The organism is Nonomuraea muscovyensis (assembly GCF_014207745.1).
GTDB classification, from domain to species: Bacteria; Actinomycetota; Actinomycetes; order Streptosporangiales; family Streptosporangiaceae; genus Nonomuraea; species Nonomuraea muscovyensis.
In genome coordinates this window covers 1,549,851-1,568,882 of the sequence record NZ_JACHJB010000001.1, presented here as the reverse complement: position 1 = coordinate 1,568,882, position 19,032 = coordinate 1,549,851, and the positions used below count along the sequence as shown (strand labels likewise).

Here is a 19,032-nt window from a genome sequence, read left to right as displayed (position 1 = left end):
AGGCCCTCACGGGACCTCAGGCCCTCACGGGACCTCGGACCGCGGGACCTCAGACCGCGGTGTCGAAGTTGATCGCGCTGTAGGCGCGCAGCTTCCACAACTGGTGCTCGCTGTCGACCCGCCGGATCGTGCCCGAACGCCCCCGCATGACCAGCGAACTCGTCATCGCCACGCCGCGGCTGAACCGCACGCCCTGCATGAGCTCGCCCTGGGTGATGCCGCTCGCCGCGAAGAACACGTCGTCCGAACGGACCAGGTCGTTCGTGGTGAGCACCTGGCTCAGGTCGTGGCCCGCCTCGATCGCCTTGGCGCGCTCGGCGTCGTCGCGCGGCCACAGCTTGCCCTGGATCACCCCGCCGAGGCACTTGAGCGCGCACGCGGCCACGATGCCCTCGGGCGTGCCGCCGATGCCCAGCATGAGGTCGATGCCGGTGCCCTGCCGGGCCGCCATGATGGCGCCCGCCACGTCGCCGTCGGTGATGAACTTGATCCGCGCCCCGGTCTCCCTGATCTCCTTGACGAGCTGCTCGTGCCGGGGCCGGTCGAGGATGACCACGGTGACGTCGGACGCCGAGCAGGCCTTGGCCCGGGCGACCGCGTTGATGTTGACCGCCACGGGCGCCTCGATGTCGACCACGTCGGCCGCCTCCGGGCCGGTCACCAGCTTCTCCATGTAGAACACCGCCGACGGGTCGTACATCGAGCCGCGCTCGCTCACCGCGATCACCGAGATCGCGTCGGGCATGCCCAGCGCGGTCAGTCGCGTGCCGTCGATGGGGTCAACCGCCACGTCGCACTCGGCGCCGGTGCCGTCGCCGACCCGCTCGCCGTTGAACAGCATCGGCGCGTCATCCTTCTCGCCCTCGCCGATGACCACCACGCCGTTCATGGACACCGTGTTGATGAGCTGGCGCATCGCGTTGACCGCCGCGCCGTCGGCGCCGTTCTTGTCGCCCCTCCCCACCCAGCGGGCGGCGGCCATCGCGGCCGCCTCGGTGACCCGGACGAGCTCGAGCGCCAGGTTGCGGTCGGGCGCGCGCTCGCCGGTGGCCAGCGTCGGCGGAACGGACGTCTGATCGGACATGGACAGGCCTCCTCGTGGACAACTGCCTCGATGGTAGTCGGGTACCCCAGGTCACAGGAGTCATAGGTACCGTGGGCGAGCCGATCGGGAAGCCGCTGGTCGCACGTGACGTACGCGCCCGCCGCCGGGCGTGCCGTGTCGTTCCGGCCCGGCGGCGGAACGTTCCGGAACGATCCGGAACGTTCCGTGTCCGGGTTCGGGCACGGAGGCGCCGTTCCGGTGGCAGTCTCGTGGCGTTCTGGATCGTTCTGTGTCGTTCCGGCCGTCGCTCCGCGTGGCGAGCATGTCCCGAAATGACAGGCGGATGCGGGACAATTTTGCTTTCCCTTGACTGAGGCGCACTGTGATTGGCGGTGGCCGGCACGATGACTGGCCGTGCGGTCGACCCTCCTCTGGAGCGGCTTTACAGCGAGCTGCGGCATCTGCGCAGGAAGGCGGGCGGTGTCTCCTACGGGGACATCGCCAGGAAGTGCGCGCTGAGCAAGACCACCGTCGCGGCGATCTTCACCGGGCAGGGGCGCAAGAACCCTCCGAGGTGGGAGCGCGTGGCGAGGGTCTTCGAGGTGCTGCGAGAAGAACTGGAGCGGACCGGGGTCGACCCGGACAGGAGTCTTGGCACGAGAGAGGAACTGCACCGGCTGTACGTCGAGGTGACGAGCGAGCCGACCGCCGACGGGACCACCGGCGGTCCCGTCGGCGTGACCGCGGCCGATCGACCCGCGCCGCCGCGCGGGGACCCGTGGCCGCCCATCGAGGATCTGCCCGCCCGGCTCTCTCCCGAGCCCTGGCCCGCGTTCGGCGATCTGTTCGCCCGCTTTCCCGGCCCCGGGTCGCCCGGCGCGATCGACGAGCTTCCGGAGTACGTGCCGGCCACGACGGCCCCGCCGGAGATGGAGGCGGTCTTCGCGGCCATGGACGCGGCACCGGCGAGCGGGGCGACGGCCGCGCGGCTGCGCCGGTGGTTCGGGCCGTACGGCGTGCGGCTGCTCCTGGCCGTCGAGGAGAACAACGCCCTGGCCGCCTTCGAGCTGGGGATCCTGCTGAGGAACCGGGACGCCGTGGAGGAGGGCTCCTACTTCCTCGGCCTGGCCCGGAGCTGGGACGCCGACCTGACGCTGAACGTCCGTGGCCTTCGCGCGGGCGACCGGGTGTGCGGCTCGATCGTCAAGAACATCTGCCGTCGGGTCGCCGCGGCCTACGAGGGTGTCGACAGCTTCATGGCGAGGGTGTGGGCCGGGTACGCCGAGACCGTGTACGACGCTCTGCCGCTGGCCGCGCTGGTGCCCACCCGCGGCCGTCATGCCCGGGAGAACCCGATCCTCACGCTCTTCCCCAGCACCGAGATGAGCCGGATCATGGAGACCTACTGGAGTGCCCACCCTGTCGAGGTCGCGCCCGAGGTGCTCGCGGCGCTGTCCGTGGTGCACCCCCCGGCCGTCGGCGACGTGGCGAGCTCCTGGTCGCACTCGCCGTGGGACTGCCTGATCTGCCAGGCCTCCGACATTTCCGCCATAGCGAATCGGTATGGAAATCGGTAAGAGCGGCGGGCCGAACAACACGGAACGGTTCGGAACGATTCGGAGCGCCTCACCGCCGGCGGCGTACGAGAGAATTCCTTCCATTCCCCATCGACGACGAATGAGTGAGATCGGCGGTGACCGGCTCCTATGACCAGCCGTGCGGAAGAGCCTTCCTGCGACCTGCTGCGCGCCGAACTGCTGCGCATGCGCAAGGAGGCGGGAGACCTCTCGTTCGGAGACATCGCGAGGAAGAACTCCCTCGGCCTCAGCAAGACCACGGTCGCGGCCGTGTTCTCCGGGCGGGGGCGCAAGAAACAGCCGCGCTGGGCGGTGGTCGCCGGCATCGCGGGCGTCCTGCGCGCGGAGCTGTCCGCGACGGGCGTGGATCCGGACACGGTGCTGGGCACCATGGAGGACCTGCACGAGCTCTACCTGCTGACGACGGCCGCCCCCTGAAACGGCAGTGGGCGGAGGTCGGTGCCTCCGCCCACTGGTCGAGGGGCCCGGTGCGAGACGGGCGTCCCCTCCGGTGCGTGTCCGTCGTCCTGTCGGGGTTCCAGTCCAGCAAGGGATCGGTACGCACGGCCGTGCACATGTGCCCACATGCCCGCGGCGAGTCCGAGTATCAGTTAAACGGCGCCTACCCGAAAGTAGCTTTTTACGCGGGAATACAGCTGTCGGCAGCCTTTGACGCGCGGCGACACCCCTTTACCGAATAAGACGGGCGGCATGATGGGCCTGCTTCCACGCCTCCTCCCCGACGATCTGCCCAGATCTGGAAAAATAGCGTTACGACTTTGCGCCCACAGCGAAGGAAGGCCACTATTGGCGTAGCGGACAGCAGACATTCCGCGTTCGGGGCCGGCTGTGCGAGGCCGGCCCTGTCCCATACCCGGAACGTCTCCGCTGATTTCCAGTCCAGCAAGGCCCTCGTCGTCTGGGAACGCACGCCTGTGCCTGCATGAAAAGGTGATCAATGAAGATCTCATTCAAAGCGGAAGTCAGCCGGCCACGATGGCTGATGCCCGCCGTCCACACCGCCATAGCCGTCGCGGGCGTGGGCTGCACGCAGCTCGCCGAACAGGAGACCACCATCACGACCGCCGTGGTGTTCGTCATGGGGGTCTCCTACGGCCGCGTCCTCAACGCCTGGAGCGGACGCAGGGCGGTCATCGGCCAGGTGGACCAGCCGTGACGACGCCTCCCCCCACCCCGCCCAAGCCGCACAACGGGCCCATGCCGCCCAGCATGCCCCCCAGCACAGCCCCGAGCCTGTCGCCCATCGCCGCCTCCGAAGCCACGGTCAGCTTCGAGGACCTGCTGCACACCCTGGTCGTGGCCCAGACCAACGGGCGCGACTGGCGTCAGCACACCTGGCCCCCCGGCACCAACGTCGCGGTGCTGAGGCAGGCGCTCAACGGCGGCGGCCCGCTCCCGTCCTGGCGGCTCGTCCACAGCCTGCTGAACCAGCTCGGAGCCGCCGAATCCAGCCTGCTCGCCTTCCACACCGCCTACGAGCGGGCCAAGCTCTACCGGCCCTGGTCCGACACCATCCGGATCCAGCAGGGGGACGACCAGGCCGGCACGTACGTCATCCAGAACAAGGGCGGGACGGTCTACCTCCAGCCCGAACGCCGCTCACCTCGACGAGCCGAGCAGGCCCCCGAGCCGGTGATCCAGGACGCGCCCGGATACGACCTCAAGCCCGACCCCCTCGGCGCCCGGTCCGTCCCCGAGCTGGAGGAGCTGGCCCGCGACTTCTGGCGGTGGGCCGACAAGCCCTCGTCCCGGCAGATCGCCGAACGCTCCAAGGGGGCGTTCTCCCACGCGACCGTCGCGAAGATCGTCTACGACCGGCCGGGCAAGCCCGCGCTGACGATGCGCTACCTGCTCGGGCTGATCCGGGGATGCGGCGGTGACAAGGAGGAGCAGCAGCGCTGGGCCACCGCCTGGCGCCTGCTGGACCGAGGGGTCGTCGCCATGAAGCCGTCCACCACGTCCGGCTTCGCGTCCTGGGGACCGACCCGGGCCGGCTGACCGCGGGCAGGGTGCCCGCGGTCGGACCGCGGGCGCCCCGCCGCGCGATCGACCCCCGCCGACAGTTGTCCATGTATCCCCGGACGGCGGAGGATAATGTGCCTGCCATGAGCAGCGATGTCGAACGGCCGGTCAGCGCCCGCATCTCCGAGCGCGGCGCGGCGACGCGTGCCGCGCTCCTCCAGGCGGCCCGGGAGGTGTTCGTCTCCAAGGGCTTCGCCGAGGCGGGCGTCACCGACGTGGTGGGCCGGGCCGACGCCAGCGTCGGCAGCCTCTACCACCACTTCTCCGGCAAGGCCGACCTCTATCTCACGCTGTTCGAGGAGTTCCAGGCCAAGCAGGGCCGGCGCACCAAGCAGGCCGTCCGCGAGGCGCGGGCCGAGGGCGAGAGCGACCCGATGCGGGTCTTCCTCCGGGCCGCCCGCGCCTACCTCGACGGCTGCCTGGAGGAGCGCGAGCTGGCCGCGCTGTTCCTGCGCGGCGACGGGCCGCCCGGGTTCGAGGTGGTCATGCGCGACCGGTTGCGCAAGTGGGCCGAGCTCAACGCCACCCTGTTCGAGAACGAGGGCGCGCTCGTGGTCGTGGTCACCGGCGCGCTCGCGGCGGCGGTCAACGAGGTGGTCCGCACGGGCGACCCCAAGCTCGCCGACGACGTGCTCGCCATCATCGGCCAGATCCGTCCGGCCGCTTCGGCGACCGGTCCCGCCAGCGGGTAACCTCGCCAAGTGTGCGACGGTTCACCGAGGGGTTCTACGGCTACGCGGTAGCCCTGTTCGTCTGCCTGGCCGCGGGGGGCTGCTTCCTGCTCCTCAATCCGCAGGGCGACGAGGAGCACATCCCCAGGCGCGACTACTCGATCACCGTCGCCAACTTCGGCCACAGCGTGCCCTACCAGGTGTGGGCGCCCCGGCAGGACCCGGCCGGCTGGATCCCCAACAGCAACCGGATCGCCAAGGGCGAAGGCGGCGCGCAGGTGCTCTACCTGGGCTACGCCACGGCCGAGCGCGAGCACGTGATGTTCGTGCAGAGCGACGAGAAGCCGGCGGCCGAGTTCGCCAACCGCATGGCCAACACCAACCAGGCCGCCGGCACCCAGCAGGTCGACGGCCGGCCGTGGGAACGGCGCTTCCGCGAGGACAAGAACCAACGCTCGCTGGTGCTGGCGCTGCCCGACGTCACCCTGGTGGTCACCGGCACCGCCGACTGGCCTGAACTCGGCCAGTTCGCCGCCGTGCTGCAGCAGCGGCCCAAGGGCTGACCGCCCGCCCCGGTTCGGCGGGCCAGGGCGGCGATCGTCGGTCTCTGACTCTAGGGTGGGTGACGTGGCAGACGACACCGCAGACATCACCTCGGACAAGGCACCCTCCTACGAGCAGGCGCGGGAGGAGCTGACCGAGGTGGTACGCCGCCTGGAGACGGGCGGGCTCACCCTGGAGCAGTCGATCGAGCTGTGGGAGCGGGGCGAGAAGCTGGCCGCCATCTGCGAGGAGTGGCTGCAGGGGGCCCGGGTCAAGCTCGCCGCCGCGATGGCGCGGCGCGCCGACGCCGGCGCCGGACGCGACGACGACGCTCCCTTCTGAGGCGCCGGGCCCGCACGCGCCCGGCCCTTCCGACAGCTCGGAGACTCGTGCGCTCCCGGGCTCGTCGCTCTCAGGCGGGCAGGCGCTCCAGGACGACCACGGGGATGCGGCGACTGGTCTTGGCCTCGTACTCGGCGAAGCCGGCGGCCTGCTCGACCATCCGGGCGTAGAGCCGGTCGCGCTCCTCCCCGTCGACGAACTCCGCCTTCACCCCGAACGTCTCCGTGCCGACCTCGGCCGTCGCCTCCGGGTTGGCGCGCAGGTTGTGATACCAGGCCGGGTGGTGGTCGGCACCCCCGTTCGAGGCGATGACGACGATCCGGTCGTCGTCCTTCAGGTACATGACGGGCGTGGTGGTGGGCTTGCCGCTCCTGGCACCCGTGGTCGTGAGCAGCACCAGCGGCGAGCCCTCGAACATCCCGCCGACGCGGCCCTCGTTGGCGCGGAACTCCGCGATCACCTGCTGGTTGAAGTCATTCGGCATGCCAGGCTCCCTAGAACTGGAAAGGTCTCCACCGATCGGCGTGGGCGGAGGCGTCTTCGGGGGCTACAACCCGGGCATGGTGCGTCTGTGTTCCCCGTGACGGCCCTCGCGCGGTCCGGCTCAGGACGAGCCCGCCCGCGGACGACCATCCCTCTGTGATCAAGGTCGCTCGGGCGGCTCGGCGTCCCGGGGCTCGGCGCGGACCGTCAGGCGGTCGTCGGTCAGGCGGATCGTCAGCAGGGCGCCCGGAGGGACGTCCTTGGCCAGCCGCACCACGTCGCCGGAGAGGTCCTGCACGATGGCGTAGCCGCGTTCGAGCGTCGCGGCAGGCGACAGTGACACCAGGCGGGCGCGCAGGTGGGTCATCGAGTCCTCGGCCCGGTCGAGGGAGCCCGACAGCGAGCGCCTGGCCCGCTCGCGCAGGGCGTCGACCTGCTCGGCACGGCGTTCGAGCTCGCGTACGGGATCGGCCAGCGACGGCCGGGAACGGGCGGACGTCAGCCACGACATCTCGCGGTCGAGCCAGCCGCCCAGCACCCGGCGGCCCCGGTCGCGGAGCTGGCGCACCAGCGTGAGCTGCTCGCCCACGTCGGGCACCACCTTCTTGGCGGCGTCGGTCGGGGTGGAGGCGCGCACGTCGGCCACGAGGTCGAGCAGCGGGCTGTCCTGCTCGTGGCCGATCGCGCTCACCACGGGGGTGCGGCACCCGGCCACCGCGCGCACCAGCGTCTCGTCGGAGAACGGCAGCAGGTCCTCCAGGGAACCGCCGCCGCGGGCGATGACGATCACGTCGACCGACGAGTCGGCGTCGAGCTTGCGCAACGCCTCGGTCACCTCGCCGACCGCGTAGGGGCCCTGGACCGCGACCTCCTCCACCGTGAACCGTACGGCGGGCCAGCGGCGCCGGGAGTTCTCCAGCACGTCGCGCTCCGCCGCGGAGTCACGGCCGCAGATCAGCCCCACCGTGCCGGGCAGGAACGGCAGCCGCCGCTTGCGGTCGGCGTTGAATAGGCCCTCGGCCGCCAGCAACTGCCGCAGGCGCTCCAGGCGGGCCAGCAGCTCGCCCACGCCCACCGGGCGGATCTCCAGCGCGGTGAAGGCGAACGAGCCCCTGTTGACCCAGAAGTCCGGCTTGACGTGCACCACCACCCGCGCCCCGTCAGCCGGGCGCGGGACGGCCGCCTCGTAGACGCCGCGCGGAGCGGTGACCCGGGCCGAGACGTTGGCCACCGGGTCGCGCAGCGTCAGGAACACCGTGCCGCCGCGCGCGCTCAGATCGGTGATCTGGCCCTCGACCCAGACCGTGCCCAGCTTGCCGATCCAGCCGCCCACCATCTGCAGGACCGTGCGGATCGGTAGCGGAGACTCGGGTGTGGTCTTCGTGGTCATGCCGGAAGACTACGGTGCCGCGGCGACTATTCCCCGGCCTGGAGCTTGGCGAGGCGGTTCTCGAACATCCGGATCACCTCGGGACGCTTGGCCGTGGCCTGCTCGTAGGCGAGGAGGCCGGAGATCTGCTCGGCGGACTTGCCGCGCATCCGGGCGCGCAGGGACGCCACGGTCAGGTCGCCGTAACCGGGCAGCGGCTCGACCAGACCGACCGACTCGGCCGCGGGCTCGCTCGCGGCCTTGGACTCGCCCTCGGACTCGCCCTTGGTGTCGGCCTTGGTGTCGGCGGCCTCGGGCTTGGCGGGGGCCTTGGCCTTGGTCGCGGCCTTGGTGTCGGCCTTGGTCCCGGTCTTCGGCTTGGCGGCGGAGGCCCTGGGCTTGGCCGGCGTCTTCGGCTTCGCGGCGGGCTTCGTCTCGGTGGCCGGCTCCTCGGCGGTGACCTCAGCGGCGGCCTCGGCGGCGGCCTCGGGGGTCGCCTTGACGGCTGCTTCGAGGGGCGCCTCAGCCGTCTTCGTCTCGGCGGGCTCGTCCTCCGTGGAGACGACGGCGGCGGGCTCCGGGACGACCGGCTCGGCGGCGGGCTTCGCGACCGGCTCCGCCGCGGTGGGCGTGGCTGCGGCGACGGGCTCGGTGGCGGGCTCGCTCGCCTTGGGCTCGGTGGCGGCGGGCTCGGGGACGACCGGCTCGGTGGCGGGCTTCGCCGCGGGGGAGAAGATGACCGGCTCCGGCTTCTCCTTGGCGGCGTCGCCGTTGGGCTCGGACTTGCTCGACGGGCGCGGCGCGAAGATGACCGGCTCCCTGCGGGCGGGTTTGTCCTCGGCGGCCGGGGCGGCGGCCACCTCGTCGGCGGCGGACGGGCGGGAGTCGGCGTCGTCCGCCTTGTCCCCCTTGCCGCCCAGGCCCTTGATGGAGTTCTTCATCCGGTCCACCAGCAGCAACGCCTGTCCGGCTGCGCTCAGTGTGCCCTGGACGACCATGAGGGGGAGCTCTTTGGCCTTCTCCTTGTCGGTGACGGTCTTGGCGATGTTGCGTATCACGTCGCTGAGGGACATGACGTCTCCCTGGGAGGTCAGTAGTGGACGGCCAGTGTGGCAAACGGCGGGCTTCGCCGCACGCACGGGCCTCATGGCCGCTCCACGTAGCATAAGAACTATGGAGCCCCAGTCCCGCAACCGCCGAGTCCTCGTAGCCAAGCCGCGCGGCTACTGTGCCGGAGTCGATCGAGCCGTCGTGGCGGTAGAGAAGGCGCTGGAGCAGTACGGCGCGCCGGTCTACGTACGCAAGCAGATCGTGCACAACACCCACGTGGTCAAGACGCTGGAGGCCAAGGGGGCCATCTTCGTCGAGGAGACCGAGGAGGTGCCCGAGGGCGAGATCGTGGTCTTCTCGGCCCACGGCGTCTCCCCGGCCGTGCACGGGGAGGCCAAGGAGCGCGGGCTGCGCACGATCGACGCCACCTGCCCCCTGGTGACCAAGGTGCACAACGAGGCCAAGCGGTTCGCCGCGCAGGACTACGACATCCTGCTCATCGGCCACGAGGGCCACGAGGAGGTGGAGGGCACCTCCGGTGAGGCCCCCGAGCACATCCAGCTCGTCGACGGCCTCGACTCGGTCGACAAGGTGCGGGTGAAGGACCTGGGCAAGCTGGTGTGGCTGTCGCAGACCACGCTGTCGGTCGACGAGACCAACGAGACCGTCGCCCGGCTCAAGGAGCGCTTCCCCACCCTCATCGACCCGCCCAGCGACGACATCTGCTACGCCACCCAGAACCGCCAGGTCGCGGTCAAGGAGATCGCCGCCGAGTCCGAGCTGGTCATCGTGGTCGGCTCCGACAACTCCTCCAACTCCAAGCGCCTGGTGGAGGTGGCCCTCGACCACGGCGCCGACGCCTCCTACCTGGTCGACAACGCCTCCTTCATCCAGGACGCGTGGCTGGAGGGCGTCACCACGGTCGGCGTGACCAGCGGCGCCTCGGTGCCGGAGGAGCTGGTGGACGAGGTGCTGGCACACCTGGCCGAGCGCGGGTTCGGCGACGTCGAGCAGGTCGAGTCGGTGCAGGAGAGCATGCGCTTCGCGCTGCCCCACGAGCTCCGCAAGGACCTGCGCGCCCCGGTCGCCTGACCCCGGTCGCCTGACCCCGGCCCCGGCCCTCGCCGCCGGCCCCGCCGGGGCGGGTCAGTCCTCGACGCGCGGGGTGCCGTAGACCTTGGGCTCGAAGTAGCCCTCCGGCTCGGGCACGTACGGCTGGCGCGGGCGCGGCACCTCCGCGCCCGCCTTCAGCTGTGTCCGCAGGTCGCGCACGTTGTCGCGCAGGCCGCGGCGCAGCGCGACGGCCAGCACCACGGCCGACCCCGCGAACAGCCACGGCGCGCCGCTGGACAGCGACGTGTAGAGGCCGAGCGCCAGCGACTGCACGATCGACACCGAGCCCAGCGCGCGGCCGGCCTCGACGCACATCGTCGCCGCGAAGAACACCAGCGGCGGCGTGACCACCAGCGACAGCAGCTCGCGCGGGTTGACCAGCAGCACGCCCACCAGGCTCGCGGCCACGAACGCCGGGCCCACCAGGAACGCCAGGTCCAGCACGTCGGCCAGGACATATCCGGCCAAGGTGACGACCAGGGCGAGCGCGATGGCGCCGCGCGCGGTCAGCCTGACCGCCGAACGCCTGCCTTTCCCACTCACCGGCCCCGCCCCCCTTACTGCGACCCGTTGGCCAACTTACCGTTGACCGGGGAAATCAGAGACGAGGTTTCCAGCAGTTCGGGGGAGGCCAGCGGCCGGGGCAGCCCGTCGAGCATCGCGGGGGAGTCCAGCTCGGCGTCCACGACGCCGAGGTCGTGCAGCTTGCGGGCGCTGACGAGCACGCGGCTTTCGAGGGATCCCACGGTCTTGTTGTACGCCTCGACGGCCCGGGTGAGCGACTTACCCAGGGTGTCGACATTCCTGCCCAGCGACGACAGCCGGTCGTACAGCTCCTTGCCCAGCTCGAACACCGCCCGCGCGTTCTCGCTGAGCGCGGCCTGCTGCCAGGCGTAGTGGGCGGTGCGCAGCATCGTGACCAGCGTGGTCGGGGTGGCGATGTGCACGCGCCGGGTCAGCGCGTACTCCAGCAGGGTGGGGTCGCGCTCCAGCGCGGGCGCCAGGAACGCCTCGCCCGGGATGAACAGCACCACGAACTCGGGCGACGGGTTGAACCCCTGCCAGTAGGACTTGGCGGCCAGCCGGTCGATGTGCTCGCGGATGTGCCGGGCGTGCGCGTCGAGCCGTACGGAGGCCAGCGACTCGTCGGACGCCTCGGCGGCCTCCAGGTAGGCGGCGAGCGACACCTTGGAGTCGACCACGATGTTCTTGCCGCCGGTCAGCCGCACCACCATGTCGGGCCGCATCGAGCCCTCGCTGACCTGTTCGTCGAAGTCGCAGTGACGCTGCATGCCGGCGATCTCGGCGACCCGGCGCAGCTGCAGCTCGCCCCACCGGCCGCGGGCCTCGGGCCGCTGCAGGGCGCGGACCAGGGCCGTGGTCTGCGAGCGGAGTTCCTGGCTGCTCTGCCGGACGAACTCCATCTGCTGGGCCAGCTCGGCGCGGGCGGCGCGCTGGCCGGCCTCGGTGTCGCGCAGTTGCGTCTCGACCCGCGTGAGCGCCTCCTTCAGCGGCTCGACCAGGTGCTCGACGGCCTGCCTGCGCTGGTCGAGGTCGCCCGCGGCCTCGGCGCGGCTGGCGGCGAGCCTGGTCTCCGCCAGCTCCAGGAAGCGGATGTTGTTGACGTCGAGCGCCCGCGTGGACAGCGCCTGGAAGCGCTCGGCGAGCTGTTCCTCGACGTAGACGAGCTTGTCCGCGGCGGCCTTGGCCCGAGAGTCGGCCTCCGCCACCCGTACGGCCGCCCGGGTGCGGGCCACCAGGAAACCGATGACCAGTCCGACGGCGAGCCCGATGAGAAGCGAGACGACATCCACCTCAGCGATGATTGCAGGACATCGCCGCCGGATCCGCGAGACACGCCTGTGCGAGCCTTGACCGTCGCTTGTCCCGGCGCCCGTCCGGTGACCTGGCCGCCTCCCTCGAGCAAGTAAACTCGCTGGACGTGAGCGAGCGCAGCGGAGCAACGACCAGCAGCGGGCACAGGCTCGTGTGGCCGGCTAAGGAGCACGGGTGAGCCTTTCCATCGGCATCGTCGGCCTGCCCAACGTGGGCAAGTCCACGCTCTTCAACGCGCTGACCAAGACCGGCAACGCGCTGGCCGCCAACTACCCGTTCGCCACCATCGAGCCCAACGTGGGCATCGTGGGCGTCCCGGACGACCGGCTGCCCAAGCTGGCCGAGATCTTCGGTTCGGCCCGCATCCTGCCCGCCAAGGTTGAGTTCGTCGACATCGCGGGCCTGGTCAAGGGCGCCTCGGAGGGGCAGGGGCGGGGCAACCAGTTCCTCGCCAACATCCGCGACACCGACGCGATCTGCCAGGTGATCCGGGTCTTCAGCGACCCCGACGTGACCCACGTCGACGGTGAGATCTCCCCGAAGCGCGACATCGAGACGATCAACACCGAGCTGATCATGGCCGACCTGCAGACGGTCGAGAAGGCCATCCCGCGCCTGCAGAAGGAGGCGCGCAACAACAAGGACAAGAAGACCGCGCTGGAGGCCGCCGAGGGCGCGCTGAAGGTCCTGGAGACCGGCAGGACCATCTTCGAGAGCGGCCTCGACAGCGAGGAGCTGCGCGAGCTCCACCTGCTGACGGCCAAGCCCTTCCTCTACGTCTTCAACCTCGACGCCGACGAGCTGACCGACACCGCGCTGCGCGGGCGACTCGCCGAGCTGGTGGCCCCCGCCGAGGCGGTGTTCCTCGACGCCAAGATCGAGTCCGAGCTGGTCGAGCTGGACGACGACGAGGCGCTGGAGCTGCTCCAGTCGGTCGGCCAGGAGGAGTCGGGCCTGTCGCAGCTCGCCAGGGTGGGCTTCGAGACGCTGGGCCTGCAGACCTACCTGACGGCCGGTCCCAAGGAGACCCGCGCCTGGACGATCCGCAAGGGCGCCACCGCGCCGGAGGCGGCCGGGGTGATCCACACCGACTTCCAGCGGGGCTTCATCAAGGCCGAGGTCGTCTCGTTCGACGACCTGGTGGAGGCGGGCTCGATCGCCAAGGCCCGCTCGGGGGGCAAGGCCCGGATCGAGGGCAAGGACTACGTCATGCGCGACGGCGACGTGGTGGAGTTCCGCTTCAACGTCTGAGTCGCGCCGATCAGCGCCCAGGTGAGACCCCTGTCGCGCAGCCGTTCCACCCGGACGTGCAGGTCGGCGTCGGCCTGGGCGCTCATGGCGGCGACGCGCGGCAGGAGCTCCGGCATCTGCTCGTCGGTCATGCTGTCCGGCCGGCGGATCCGCGCGGACGCCGGGTCGTCGGCGGGGGCGTCGATGATCGTGGCGCACAGCCGTACGCGACGCCACCTGCACAGCCGTACGCGACGCCACCTCAGGATGTCGGACCACCCCTACCCCTGACAGCGGGCGCTATCTGATGACATGACATGTGCGGCGTCAACCACTTTGGGGGGCTGCGCGTCGAATCGTCACGGCGTCGACGCTGACTCGGGAGGGCCCTCATGTTCCGTCGCATCATCCGGAAAAGACGTCCCACACCCTCGCTCACGGGCATCAGCCTCGAGGAGGAACTGGCCCTGCTGAGGGTCGAGCTCATGTACGGCCTGCGCGTCAACCGAGAGGAGTACCTGCGCAGGAAGGTGGACGAGCGCGAGCAGCTCGCGGCCCGGATGCGTGACGGCGACACCGCCACCCTGCTCGCGGACCTGCGCCACTTCCTGGAACGGGCGGTGCCGAGCCACGTGCCGCCGGCCCCTGTGGTGGATCTCCAGAGCCGCCGGCACTCGCCGCCCGCCAAGGGCCCCGAACCGGCCTGACGGTCCCGTGCGGCCCGTCGCGTGTGCCACGACACACGGATGGGTGCCTTTATACCAAATGCGCAGGTCGCGACAGTCCCAAAGCCATTCGGACAGGAACCTCTGGCTCCATGGTTATGTGGCGCAGGATGTCTCACCTGGTCACGCGCCGATTCCGGGCGATTAGGACAACGGTTCGCGCTCCGCCGTCCCATGCGTACTCGGTTTGCCCCCAGACGGCGATGCCTGCAGCATGGGCGTGGCTTTCCTGGAACAATGGCGGAGACCGGATAGGGTGACTGCTTCACCACGGATCATGGGGATCGGCAACGGACGACACCGCGCCCTCCGGGGGGATGGGCGCGAGCGGAGGCGTGATGGCTCGTAGGTCAACCGTCCAGCACGGTCCTCGGATCGCTGGCGACCCCGAGCTTTCGGCACCCCCCGATCCGGCCGACTACGACATGCCGCCGCCCCGCCGCCGCGGTCGCTGGTCCGGTGGTGGCGGGCGCTGGCTCGTCTGGACGGGCCGCATCATTCTCTGGGCGCTTATCGTCGTTATTGTGGTTAATGGGGTTCGTGCACCTTTTGAGCGGTTTACGCAGGAAAATGCCCCTGCTCCGCAGCAGGCGGCCGAGGAGGGCAACGGATTCCCGGCCGGGCGCGCCATGGCCTTCGCCGCGCAGTTCGCGGGCGTCTATCTGAATTTCAGCCCGGCCGACGCCACGAGCAGGGCGGGCAAGCTGGCGGCCTTCCTGGCGGAGGGCATGTCGCCGCAGGTCGGCTGGGACGGCAACGGCAAGTTCGCGGCCGTGGCCATCCAGCCCTACGACATCCGCGCCGTCGACGCGAACAACGCCGTCGCCTCCGTGGCCTTCCAGTCCGGCTCGCGCAGGCTGCTGCTGTCCGTCCCGATCTACTACTCCGGCGACGACGCCGGCCGGTTCGCCGTCTCGGGCAGGCCCGCGATCCTGCCCGCCCCCGCGCCCGCCGAGGTGCCCCAGCCGGTCGAGCCCGAGACCGACGACGTCGCGACGGCCGAGCTCAAGCCCCAGTTGGAGGGCTTCTTCGAGGACTACGCCAGGGGCGACACCGCCGGGCTGCAGCGCTACCTCGCCGCAGGCAAGTCCCTGCCGAGCTTCGGCGGCGCGTTCCAGTTCGGCGGGCTCCAGGAGCTCGTGGTGCCTGTGGGGGGTGCCACCCGAGAGGTCGAGGCGGTGGTGGTGTGGATCGTGCCGGGGGCCTCGCCGCCGGCCGACACCAACGCGACCACCGAACCGAGTGCGGCGTCCGGCCGTATCGAGCAGGCCTACCGCCTCACCGTCGAGAAGCAGGGCGACAAGTGGTACGTCAACGACATCCGCGGTGCCGGCCGGGCCGTTGGATAGACGCACGACCGCGCTGCTGATCGGCACCCCCCGGGAGGACAAGAAGTGATCTTGAAGACCATAGTGCTGAACCTGATCGAAATGACGCCGTCACCCGCACCGACGGGCGTCAACACCGAAGGGCTCGCCGAGTTCCTGCGCGCGTTCTTCGCCCCGCTCTTCCTCGTCGTCGTCTCCGTGGTCGCGCTGTTCTTCCTCTTCACCCGCGAGATCACGCGCTTCGTGCAGTTCCTCATCCTGGCCGTGGCCATCGGTGTGATCTTCTACGTCCCCAACATCATCGAGGTGACCGCGAAGGCGATCGCGGGTGCGCTAGGCATCAAGTAAGGGTTGAGACCGCTTCACGGCGGTCATGAACGAGCGGGTGGAGAGGAGGACCGCGTGGACCTGCCCACGTACACGAACATCTGGCGCATCGAGAAGCGGCTCTACAAGCTGTACGACCTACGGCTGCCGATGCCGCTGCCCATCGTCTGGATCGGCGTGTTCGTCGGCGTGTTCGTGCCGTGGTCGCTCCTGCTGGTGCTGGTCGGGGTGCCGGTGCAGATGCCGTGGCACGTCCTGTTCCTCGTGCCGCCCGGGATCGTCACCTGGCTGTCCACCCGGCCCGTCATCGAGGGCAAGCGGCTCACCGAGCTCCTGGAGTCCCAGCTGCGCTACCTCGGGCAGCCGCGCGCCTGGTACCGCCTCGCGCCGTCCTCCGAGCCCGAGACGATCACCTTCTCCGGCCGGGTCTGGCACACCAGCCCCGCCCCCGTACGCGTGAAGAAGTCCCGCAAGGCCCGCGCCGCGCAGGAGGAGAAGCAGCTCGAGAAGCAGGCCAGGAAGCAGAGCAGGCGGCAGGCCGACCGGGCCGCCGGGCCGCGCCAGGTGCGTCCGGCCGTGGCGGCCGCCGCTGCCGCCGCCGTGCAGGCTCCGCTGACCGAGCCGGCCACCGGCCGCGCCCTCGGCGCCGCTCGGCGCCGCGGCACCGCCCCCGCACTCGGTTCCGCCGATCTCGCCCCCCAGGCCCCGCCACGGCCGGCGGAGCGCGTCTCCGGCGCACGCGACGAGACGCCGTCGCTCCGGTGGGGCGAGCTGCCGCTCGTCAGCGCGCACGGCGCGCAGCCGCAGGAGGGGCTGCCCCTCCGGGAGGACGCGGGCGACCCGGGGCCCGCCGGCCGGCGCTCCGCGGGCGCCGCCACCGAGGGCGAGACCCATGCGGGTGACGTCGGGCCCGCCGGCGCCACGGCGGCCGCCGTGCCGGGCGCCGACGAGGTCCAGGGCGTACGGGAGACGCCGGGAGAGGCGCGGACCGGGGCGGGTAAGCCGATCGACACCGAGGCGCTGCGCCGGCTGCGCAGACTCGCGGCCAGCGCCGAGGCCGCGCCGCCCGCGACGCACCCCGAGATCCCGCCGCCCGCCGCCCCACACGGTCCCGTGGCCGAGCCGCCCGCCGTACCCGGCTCGCCCGTCGCGTCCGGGTCCGGCGTCGTGTCCGAGCCACACACAGCATCCGAGTCGCCGGTCGTGTCCGAGTCGTCCGTCGTGTCCGAGCCGTCTGCCGCTCGGTCCGAGTCGTCGTCGCGTGGAGCTCAGCGGGCCGGCGGGCCTCAGCCGGCCGCGACGTCGCACGAGTCGCCGGCGGCCGCGGCCGAGCGAGCACCCGCGTCGACCGCGGGTCAGAGCGAGCTGCCGCCGGCTGTGACCCGGCACGCGCCCGAGCCGCCGCCGCCCATGACGCTGCCGGCCGTGTCGGCGGCCTCTCTGCCCGCGGACGACGTCGCGGCGCCGGGGCCCTCGGTGCCGACGGAAGGGGCGTCCCAGGAGGGCTGCGAGGTCGCCGGGGACGGGCGCGAGGCCGACGCGACGACTGTGCCGCCCGACTCCGCCGAGTGGGCACGCATGCAGCACCGGAAGGGGCAGCCGCCGAGGCAGAGCCCGTCGCCGGTGCCCGGCACCGAGCAGGTGTGGCCGCCCCTCGGTCCCGGCTCCAAGCCCGTACGGCTCACGCCTCCAGCGAGCGAACGGGCCGACGACGAGACCTCGACGCCCGCCGCGACGACGACCCGGCCCGATGAGCCCGGTGTCCAGCCTGGTGTCCGTCCCGGTGGCGCCCGCCAGGACGAGCGTGGTGTCCAGGGCGGTGGCGAGCGGCGCGCCGCCGACGCCGCGGCCACCGCTGCCTCGGCTCCCCGTGCGGCCGAGGGCGGCGCCGACGGTCAGGACACGCGCCAGCAGCCCGCCGAAGCGGCCCAGCAAGCGGAGCCGGCTCAGCAGGCGGAGGCGGCTCAGCGCGTGGAAGCCTCACAGGAGGTAGCGGCGGCTCAGCCGGTGGAAGCCGCGCAGCGGGGCGCGACATCCCGGCGGGTGGAGGCGTCCCCGCTGGTGGAATCGGACTCGTCGCAGGCGGCGGAGGTTCGCCCGCAGCCGCAGGAGGCGCGTCCGCGGCCCGTCGAGGTGCGTGCGCAGACGTCTGAGCGCCGGCCCCAGACGGTCGCGGCTCCGGCCGAGTCGGCTGAGCGCCGACCCCAGACGGCCGAAGCCCGAAACCAGATGGCCGAGGCCCGGCAGACGACCGAGACCCGGTCCCAGACGAGCGAGCCCCGGCCTCAGGCGGCCGAGGGGCGGCTGCAGGGGGCGCCGGTGCGTGGGCTGCCGTCCGAGGGCCGGCGGGAGGCCCCGGGGCGGGAGGCGCGGGTACGGCGGGTCGAGTCCGTGGTGGGGCGCGACTCCGGCGGGTGGCGGCGGATCGCCCAGGTGGTCGTCGGCGGTGGCGGTGTGCGCACCGACGGGTCCGAGATCGACGAGGCCCGCGCCAGGGGCGTGTTCGGCGGCAGTCGCCGGATCGTCGTGCTCGGCTGTACGGGCGGCGCCGGGCAGAGCACGACCGCGCTGATGCTCGGCCACACGCTGGCCAGGCACCGCGACGACAAGGTGATCGCCGTCGACGCCAGCTCCGGCCGCCAGACGCTGACCAGCAGGATCACCCCCGAGACCCCCGAGACCCTGACCTCGCTGCTGTCGGGCCTCGACCGGGTCAGCGGCTACCTGTCGATGCGCGGCTACACCTCCCGCACCCCGTCGGGGCTGGAGGTGATCGGGGCCGACGCCGACGCCGACGCCGAGCGGCGGCTGGCCGACCGCACTCTGCTGTCCGACCACCGTCTGGGCCAGGTCATGCACCTGCTCGACCGGCACTACAAGCTGGCCGTCGTCGACCCGGCCGCCGCGCTGGCCGCGCGGGTCCTGCCGTACGCCGACCAGCTCGTCCTCGTGGTCCCCGCGAGCGAGGAGGCGTCGGAGGCGGTGGCGATGACGTACGAGTGGCTCGACGGGCACGGCTGCGCCGACCTGCGCAGGCGGGCGGTGATGGTGGTCAACGGCGTGAGCAGGCGTTCGATGGCCGACGTCGAGCAGGCCGAGGCGGTGGCCCGCGGCAGGTGCCGGGCCATCGTGCGGGTCCCCTGGGAGGACGACCTGGCGCCGGGTGGGGCCGAGGTCGTCGAGCCGGGCCAGTTGCGCGCGGCCGGGCGGCGGGCCTACCTCGCCCTCGCCGGCGTCGTGGTGGCGGGTTTCGCGGCGCAGACCGTCCGACCGAGCGAAGAGGAGATGGCGAGTGACCCCCCGGGCACGAGAATCGGTGAGCGATAGGTGAACACGCGAGCAGGAGCCAG

Annotated in this window: 20 protein-coding genes; 13 read left to right on the top strand and 7 right to left on the bottom strand. The window is 71.7% G+C overall.

The window, feature by feature from the left end; translation table 11 throughout:
• Nucleotides 1-49 precede the first annotated feature (49 nt).
• On the bottom strand, nucleotides 50-1,084 hold the full coding sequence (glpX, locus tag FHU36_RS07370) for a class II fructose-bisphosphatase (protein ID WP_185083009.1): 1,035 nt from the start codon (nucleotides 1,082-1,084) through the stop codon (nucleotides 50-52).
• A gap of 365 nt (nucleotides 1,085-1,449) precedes the next feature.
• Here glpX and FHU36_RS07365 point away from each other — a divergent pair, with 365 nt between their 5' ends.
• The 7 genes from FHU36_RS07365 to FHU36_RS07335 all read left to right on the top strand — a co-directional run bounded on the left by FHU36_RS07365 (nucleotide 1,450) and on the right by FHU36_RS07335 (nucleotide 6,221).
• Nucleotides 1,450-2,622: a helix-turn-helix domain-containing protein gene (locus FHU36_RS07365; protein ID WP_185083008.1), complete on the top strand. Its 1,173-nt coding sequence runs from the start codon at nucleotides 1,450-1,452 to the stop codon at nucleotides 2,620-2,622.
• A gap of 129 nt (nucleotides 2,623-2,751) precedes the next feature.
• The gene (locus FHU36_RS07360) at nucleotides 2,752-3,060 is read left to right on the top strand and encodes a hypothetical protein (RefSeq protein WP_185083007.1); all 309 of its coding nucleotides are present in this window, start codon (nucleotides 2,752-2,754) and stop codon (nucleotides 3,058-3,060) included.
• A gap of 520 nt (nucleotides 3,061-3,580) precedes the next feature.
• Nucleotides 3,581-3,799 carry a hypothetical protein gene (locus FHU36_RS07355; protein WP_185083006.1) on the top strand — a complete coding sequence of 73 codons (219 nt, stop codon included), beginning with the start codon at nucleotides 3,581-3,583 and terminating at the stop codon, nucleotides 3,797-3,799.
• Nucleotides 3,796-4,641, top strand: a complete 846-nt coding sequence (locus tag FHU36_RS07350; RefSeq protein ID WP_185083005.1) for a hypothetical protein — start codon at nucleotides 3,796-3,798, stop codon at nucleotides 4,639-4,641. Before FHU36_RS07355 ends, FHU36_RS07350 begins: the two co-directional genes overlap by 4 nt.
• Before the next feature lie 107 nt (nucleotides 4,642-4,748).
• Nucleotides 4,749-5,357 (top strand): TetR/AcrR family transcriptional regulator, encoded by a 609-nt coding sequence (locus FHU36_RS07345; protein ID WP_185083004.1) that lies wholly within the window; start codon nucleotides 4,749-4,751, stop codon nucleotides 5,355-5,357.
• Between the two features lie 11 nt (nucleotides 5,358-5,368).
• Nucleotides 5,369-5,899 (top strand): DUF4245 domain-containing protein, encoded by a 531-nt coding sequence (locus tag FHU36_RS07340; RefSeq protein WP_185083003.1) that lies wholly within the window; start codon nucleotides 5,369-5,371, stop codon nucleotides 5,897-5,899.
• Between the two features lie 55 nt (nucleotides 5,900-5,954).
• Nucleotides 5,955-6,221: an exodeoxyribonuclease VII small subunit gene (locus FHU36_RS07335; protein WP_376774119.1), complete on the top strand. Its 267-nt coding sequence runs from the start codon at nucleotides 5,955-5,957 to the stop codon at nucleotides 6,219-6,221.
• Nucleotides 6,222-6,291: 70 nt separating this feature from the next.
• On the opposite strand, the gene FHU36_RS07330 is transcribed toward FHU36_RS07335, so the two are convergent.
• The 3 genes from FHU36_RS07330 to FHU36_RS07320 all read right to left on the bottom strand — a co-directional run bounded on the left by FHU36_RS07330 (nucleotide 6,292) and on the right by FHU36_RS07320 (nucleotide 9,146).
• Nucleotides 6,292-6,705 (bottom strand): nitroreductase family deazaflavin-dependent oxidoreductase, encoded by a 414-nt coding sequence (locus FHU36_RS07330; RefSeq protein WP_185083002.1) that lies wholly within the window; start codon nucleotides 6,703-6,705, stop codon nucleotides 6,292-6,294.
• A 159-nt stretch (nucleotides 6,706-6,864) separates the two neighbouring features.
• On the bottom strand, nucleotides 6,865-8,094 hold the full coding sequence (gene xseA / locus FHU36_RS07325; protein WP_185083001.1) for an exodeoxyribonuclease VII large subunit: 1,230 nt from the start codon (nucleotides 8,092-8,094) through the stop codon (nucleotides 6,865-6,867).
• Between the two features lie 26 nt (nucleotides 8,095-8,120).
• Complete coding sequence (locus FHU36_RS07320; RefSeq protein ID WP_185083000.1) at nucleotides 8,121-9,146, bottom strand: DUF8129 domain-containing protein; 1,026 nt, start codon at nucleotides 9,144-9,146, stop codon at nucleotides 8,121-8,123.
• Nucleotides 9,147-9,246: 100 nt separating this feature from the next.
• Here FHU36_RS07320 and FHU36_RS07315 point away from each other — a divergent pair, with 100 nt between their 5' ends.
• Nucleotides 9,247-10,215 carry a 4-hydroxy-3-methylbut-2-enyl diphosphate reductase gene (locus FHU36_RS07315; protein ID WP_185082999.1) on the top strand — a complete coding sequence of 323 codons (969 nt, stop codon included), beginning with the start codon at nucleotides 9,247-9,249 and terminating at the stop codon, nucleotides 10,213-10,215.
• 54 nt (nucleotides 10,216-10,269) lie between these two features.
• Here the strand turns inward: FHU36_RS07315 and FHU36_RS07310 are convergent, their stop codons facing one another.
• Both FHU36_RS07310 and FHU36_RS07305 read right to left on the bottom strand, forming a co-directional pair.
• Complete coding sequence (locus FHU36_RS07310) at nucleotides 10,270-10,779, bottom strand: DUF6542 domain-containing protein (RefSeq protein ID WP_185082998.1); 510 nt, start codon at nucleotides 10,777-10,779, stop codon at nucleotides 10,270-10,272.
• A 14-nt stretch (nucleotides 10,780-10,793) separates the two neighbouring features.
• On the bottom strand, nucleotides 10,794-12,050 hold the full coding sequence (locus FHU36_RS07305; RefSeq protein WP_185082997.1) for a DNA recombination protein RmuC: 1,257 nt from the start codon (nucleotides 12,048-12,050) through the stop codon (nucleotides 10,794-10,796).
• A 196-nt stretch (nucleotides 12,051-12,246) separates the two neighbouring features.
• Here FHU36_RS07305 and ychF point away from each other — a divergent pair, with 196 nt between their 5' ends.
• Nucleotides 12,247-13,323: a redox-regulated ATPase YchF gene (gene ychF / locus FHU36_RS07300; protein WP_185082996.1), complete on the top strand. Its 1,077-nt coding sequence runs from the start codon at nucleotides 12,247-12,249 to the stop codon at nucleotides 13,321-13,323.
• Here the strand turns inward: ychF and FHU36_RS07295 are convergent.
• Nucleotides 13,275-13,454 (bottom strand): hypothetical protein, encoded by a 180-nt coding sequence (locus FHU36_RS07295; protein ID WP_185082995.1) that lies wholly within the window; start codon nucleotides 13,452-13,454, stop codon nucleotides 13,275-13,277. The genes ychF and FHU36_RS07295 overlap by 49 nt on opposite strands.
• 240 nt (nucleotides 13,455-13,694) lie before the next feature.
• On the opposite strand from FHU36_RS07295, the gene FHU36_RS07290 reads away from it, so the two are divergent.
• The 4 genes from FHU36_RS07290 (at nucleotide 13,695) to FHU36_RS07275 (ending at nucleotide 19,009) form a co-directional block, all read left to right on the top strand.
• Entirely contained in the window at nucleotides 13,695-14,009 is a 315-nt protein-coding gene (locus tag FHU36_RS07290; protein ID WP_185082994.1) for a hypothetical protein, read from the top strand.
• A 647-nt stretch (nucleotides 14,010-14,656) separates the two neighbouring features.
• Nucleotides 14,657-15,376, top strand: a complete 720-nt coding sequence (locus tag FHU36_RS07285) for a conjugal transfer protein (RefSeq protein WP_246501988.1) — start codon at nucleotides 14,657-14,659, stop codon at nucleotides 15,374-15,376.
• A gap of 81 nt (nucleotides 15,377-15,457) precedes the next feature.
• Nucleotides 15,458-15,703 carry a hypothetical protein gene (locus tag FHU36_RS07280; protein ID WP_221496131.1) on the top strand — a complete coding sequence of 82 codons (246 nt, stop codon included), beginning with the start codon at nucleotides 15,458-15,460 and terminating at the stop codon, nucleotides 15,701-15,703.
• A 54-nt stretch (nucleotides 15,704-15,757) separates the two neighbouring features.
• A complete protein-coding gene (locus FHU36_RS07275) occupies nucleotides 15,758-19,009 on the top strand; it encodes a TcpE family conjugal transfer membrane protein (RefSeq protein ID WP_185082991.1) in 3,252 nt (1,083 codons plus the stop codon).
• The last annotated feature ends 23 nt before the right edge of the window (nucleotides 19,010-19,032 follow it).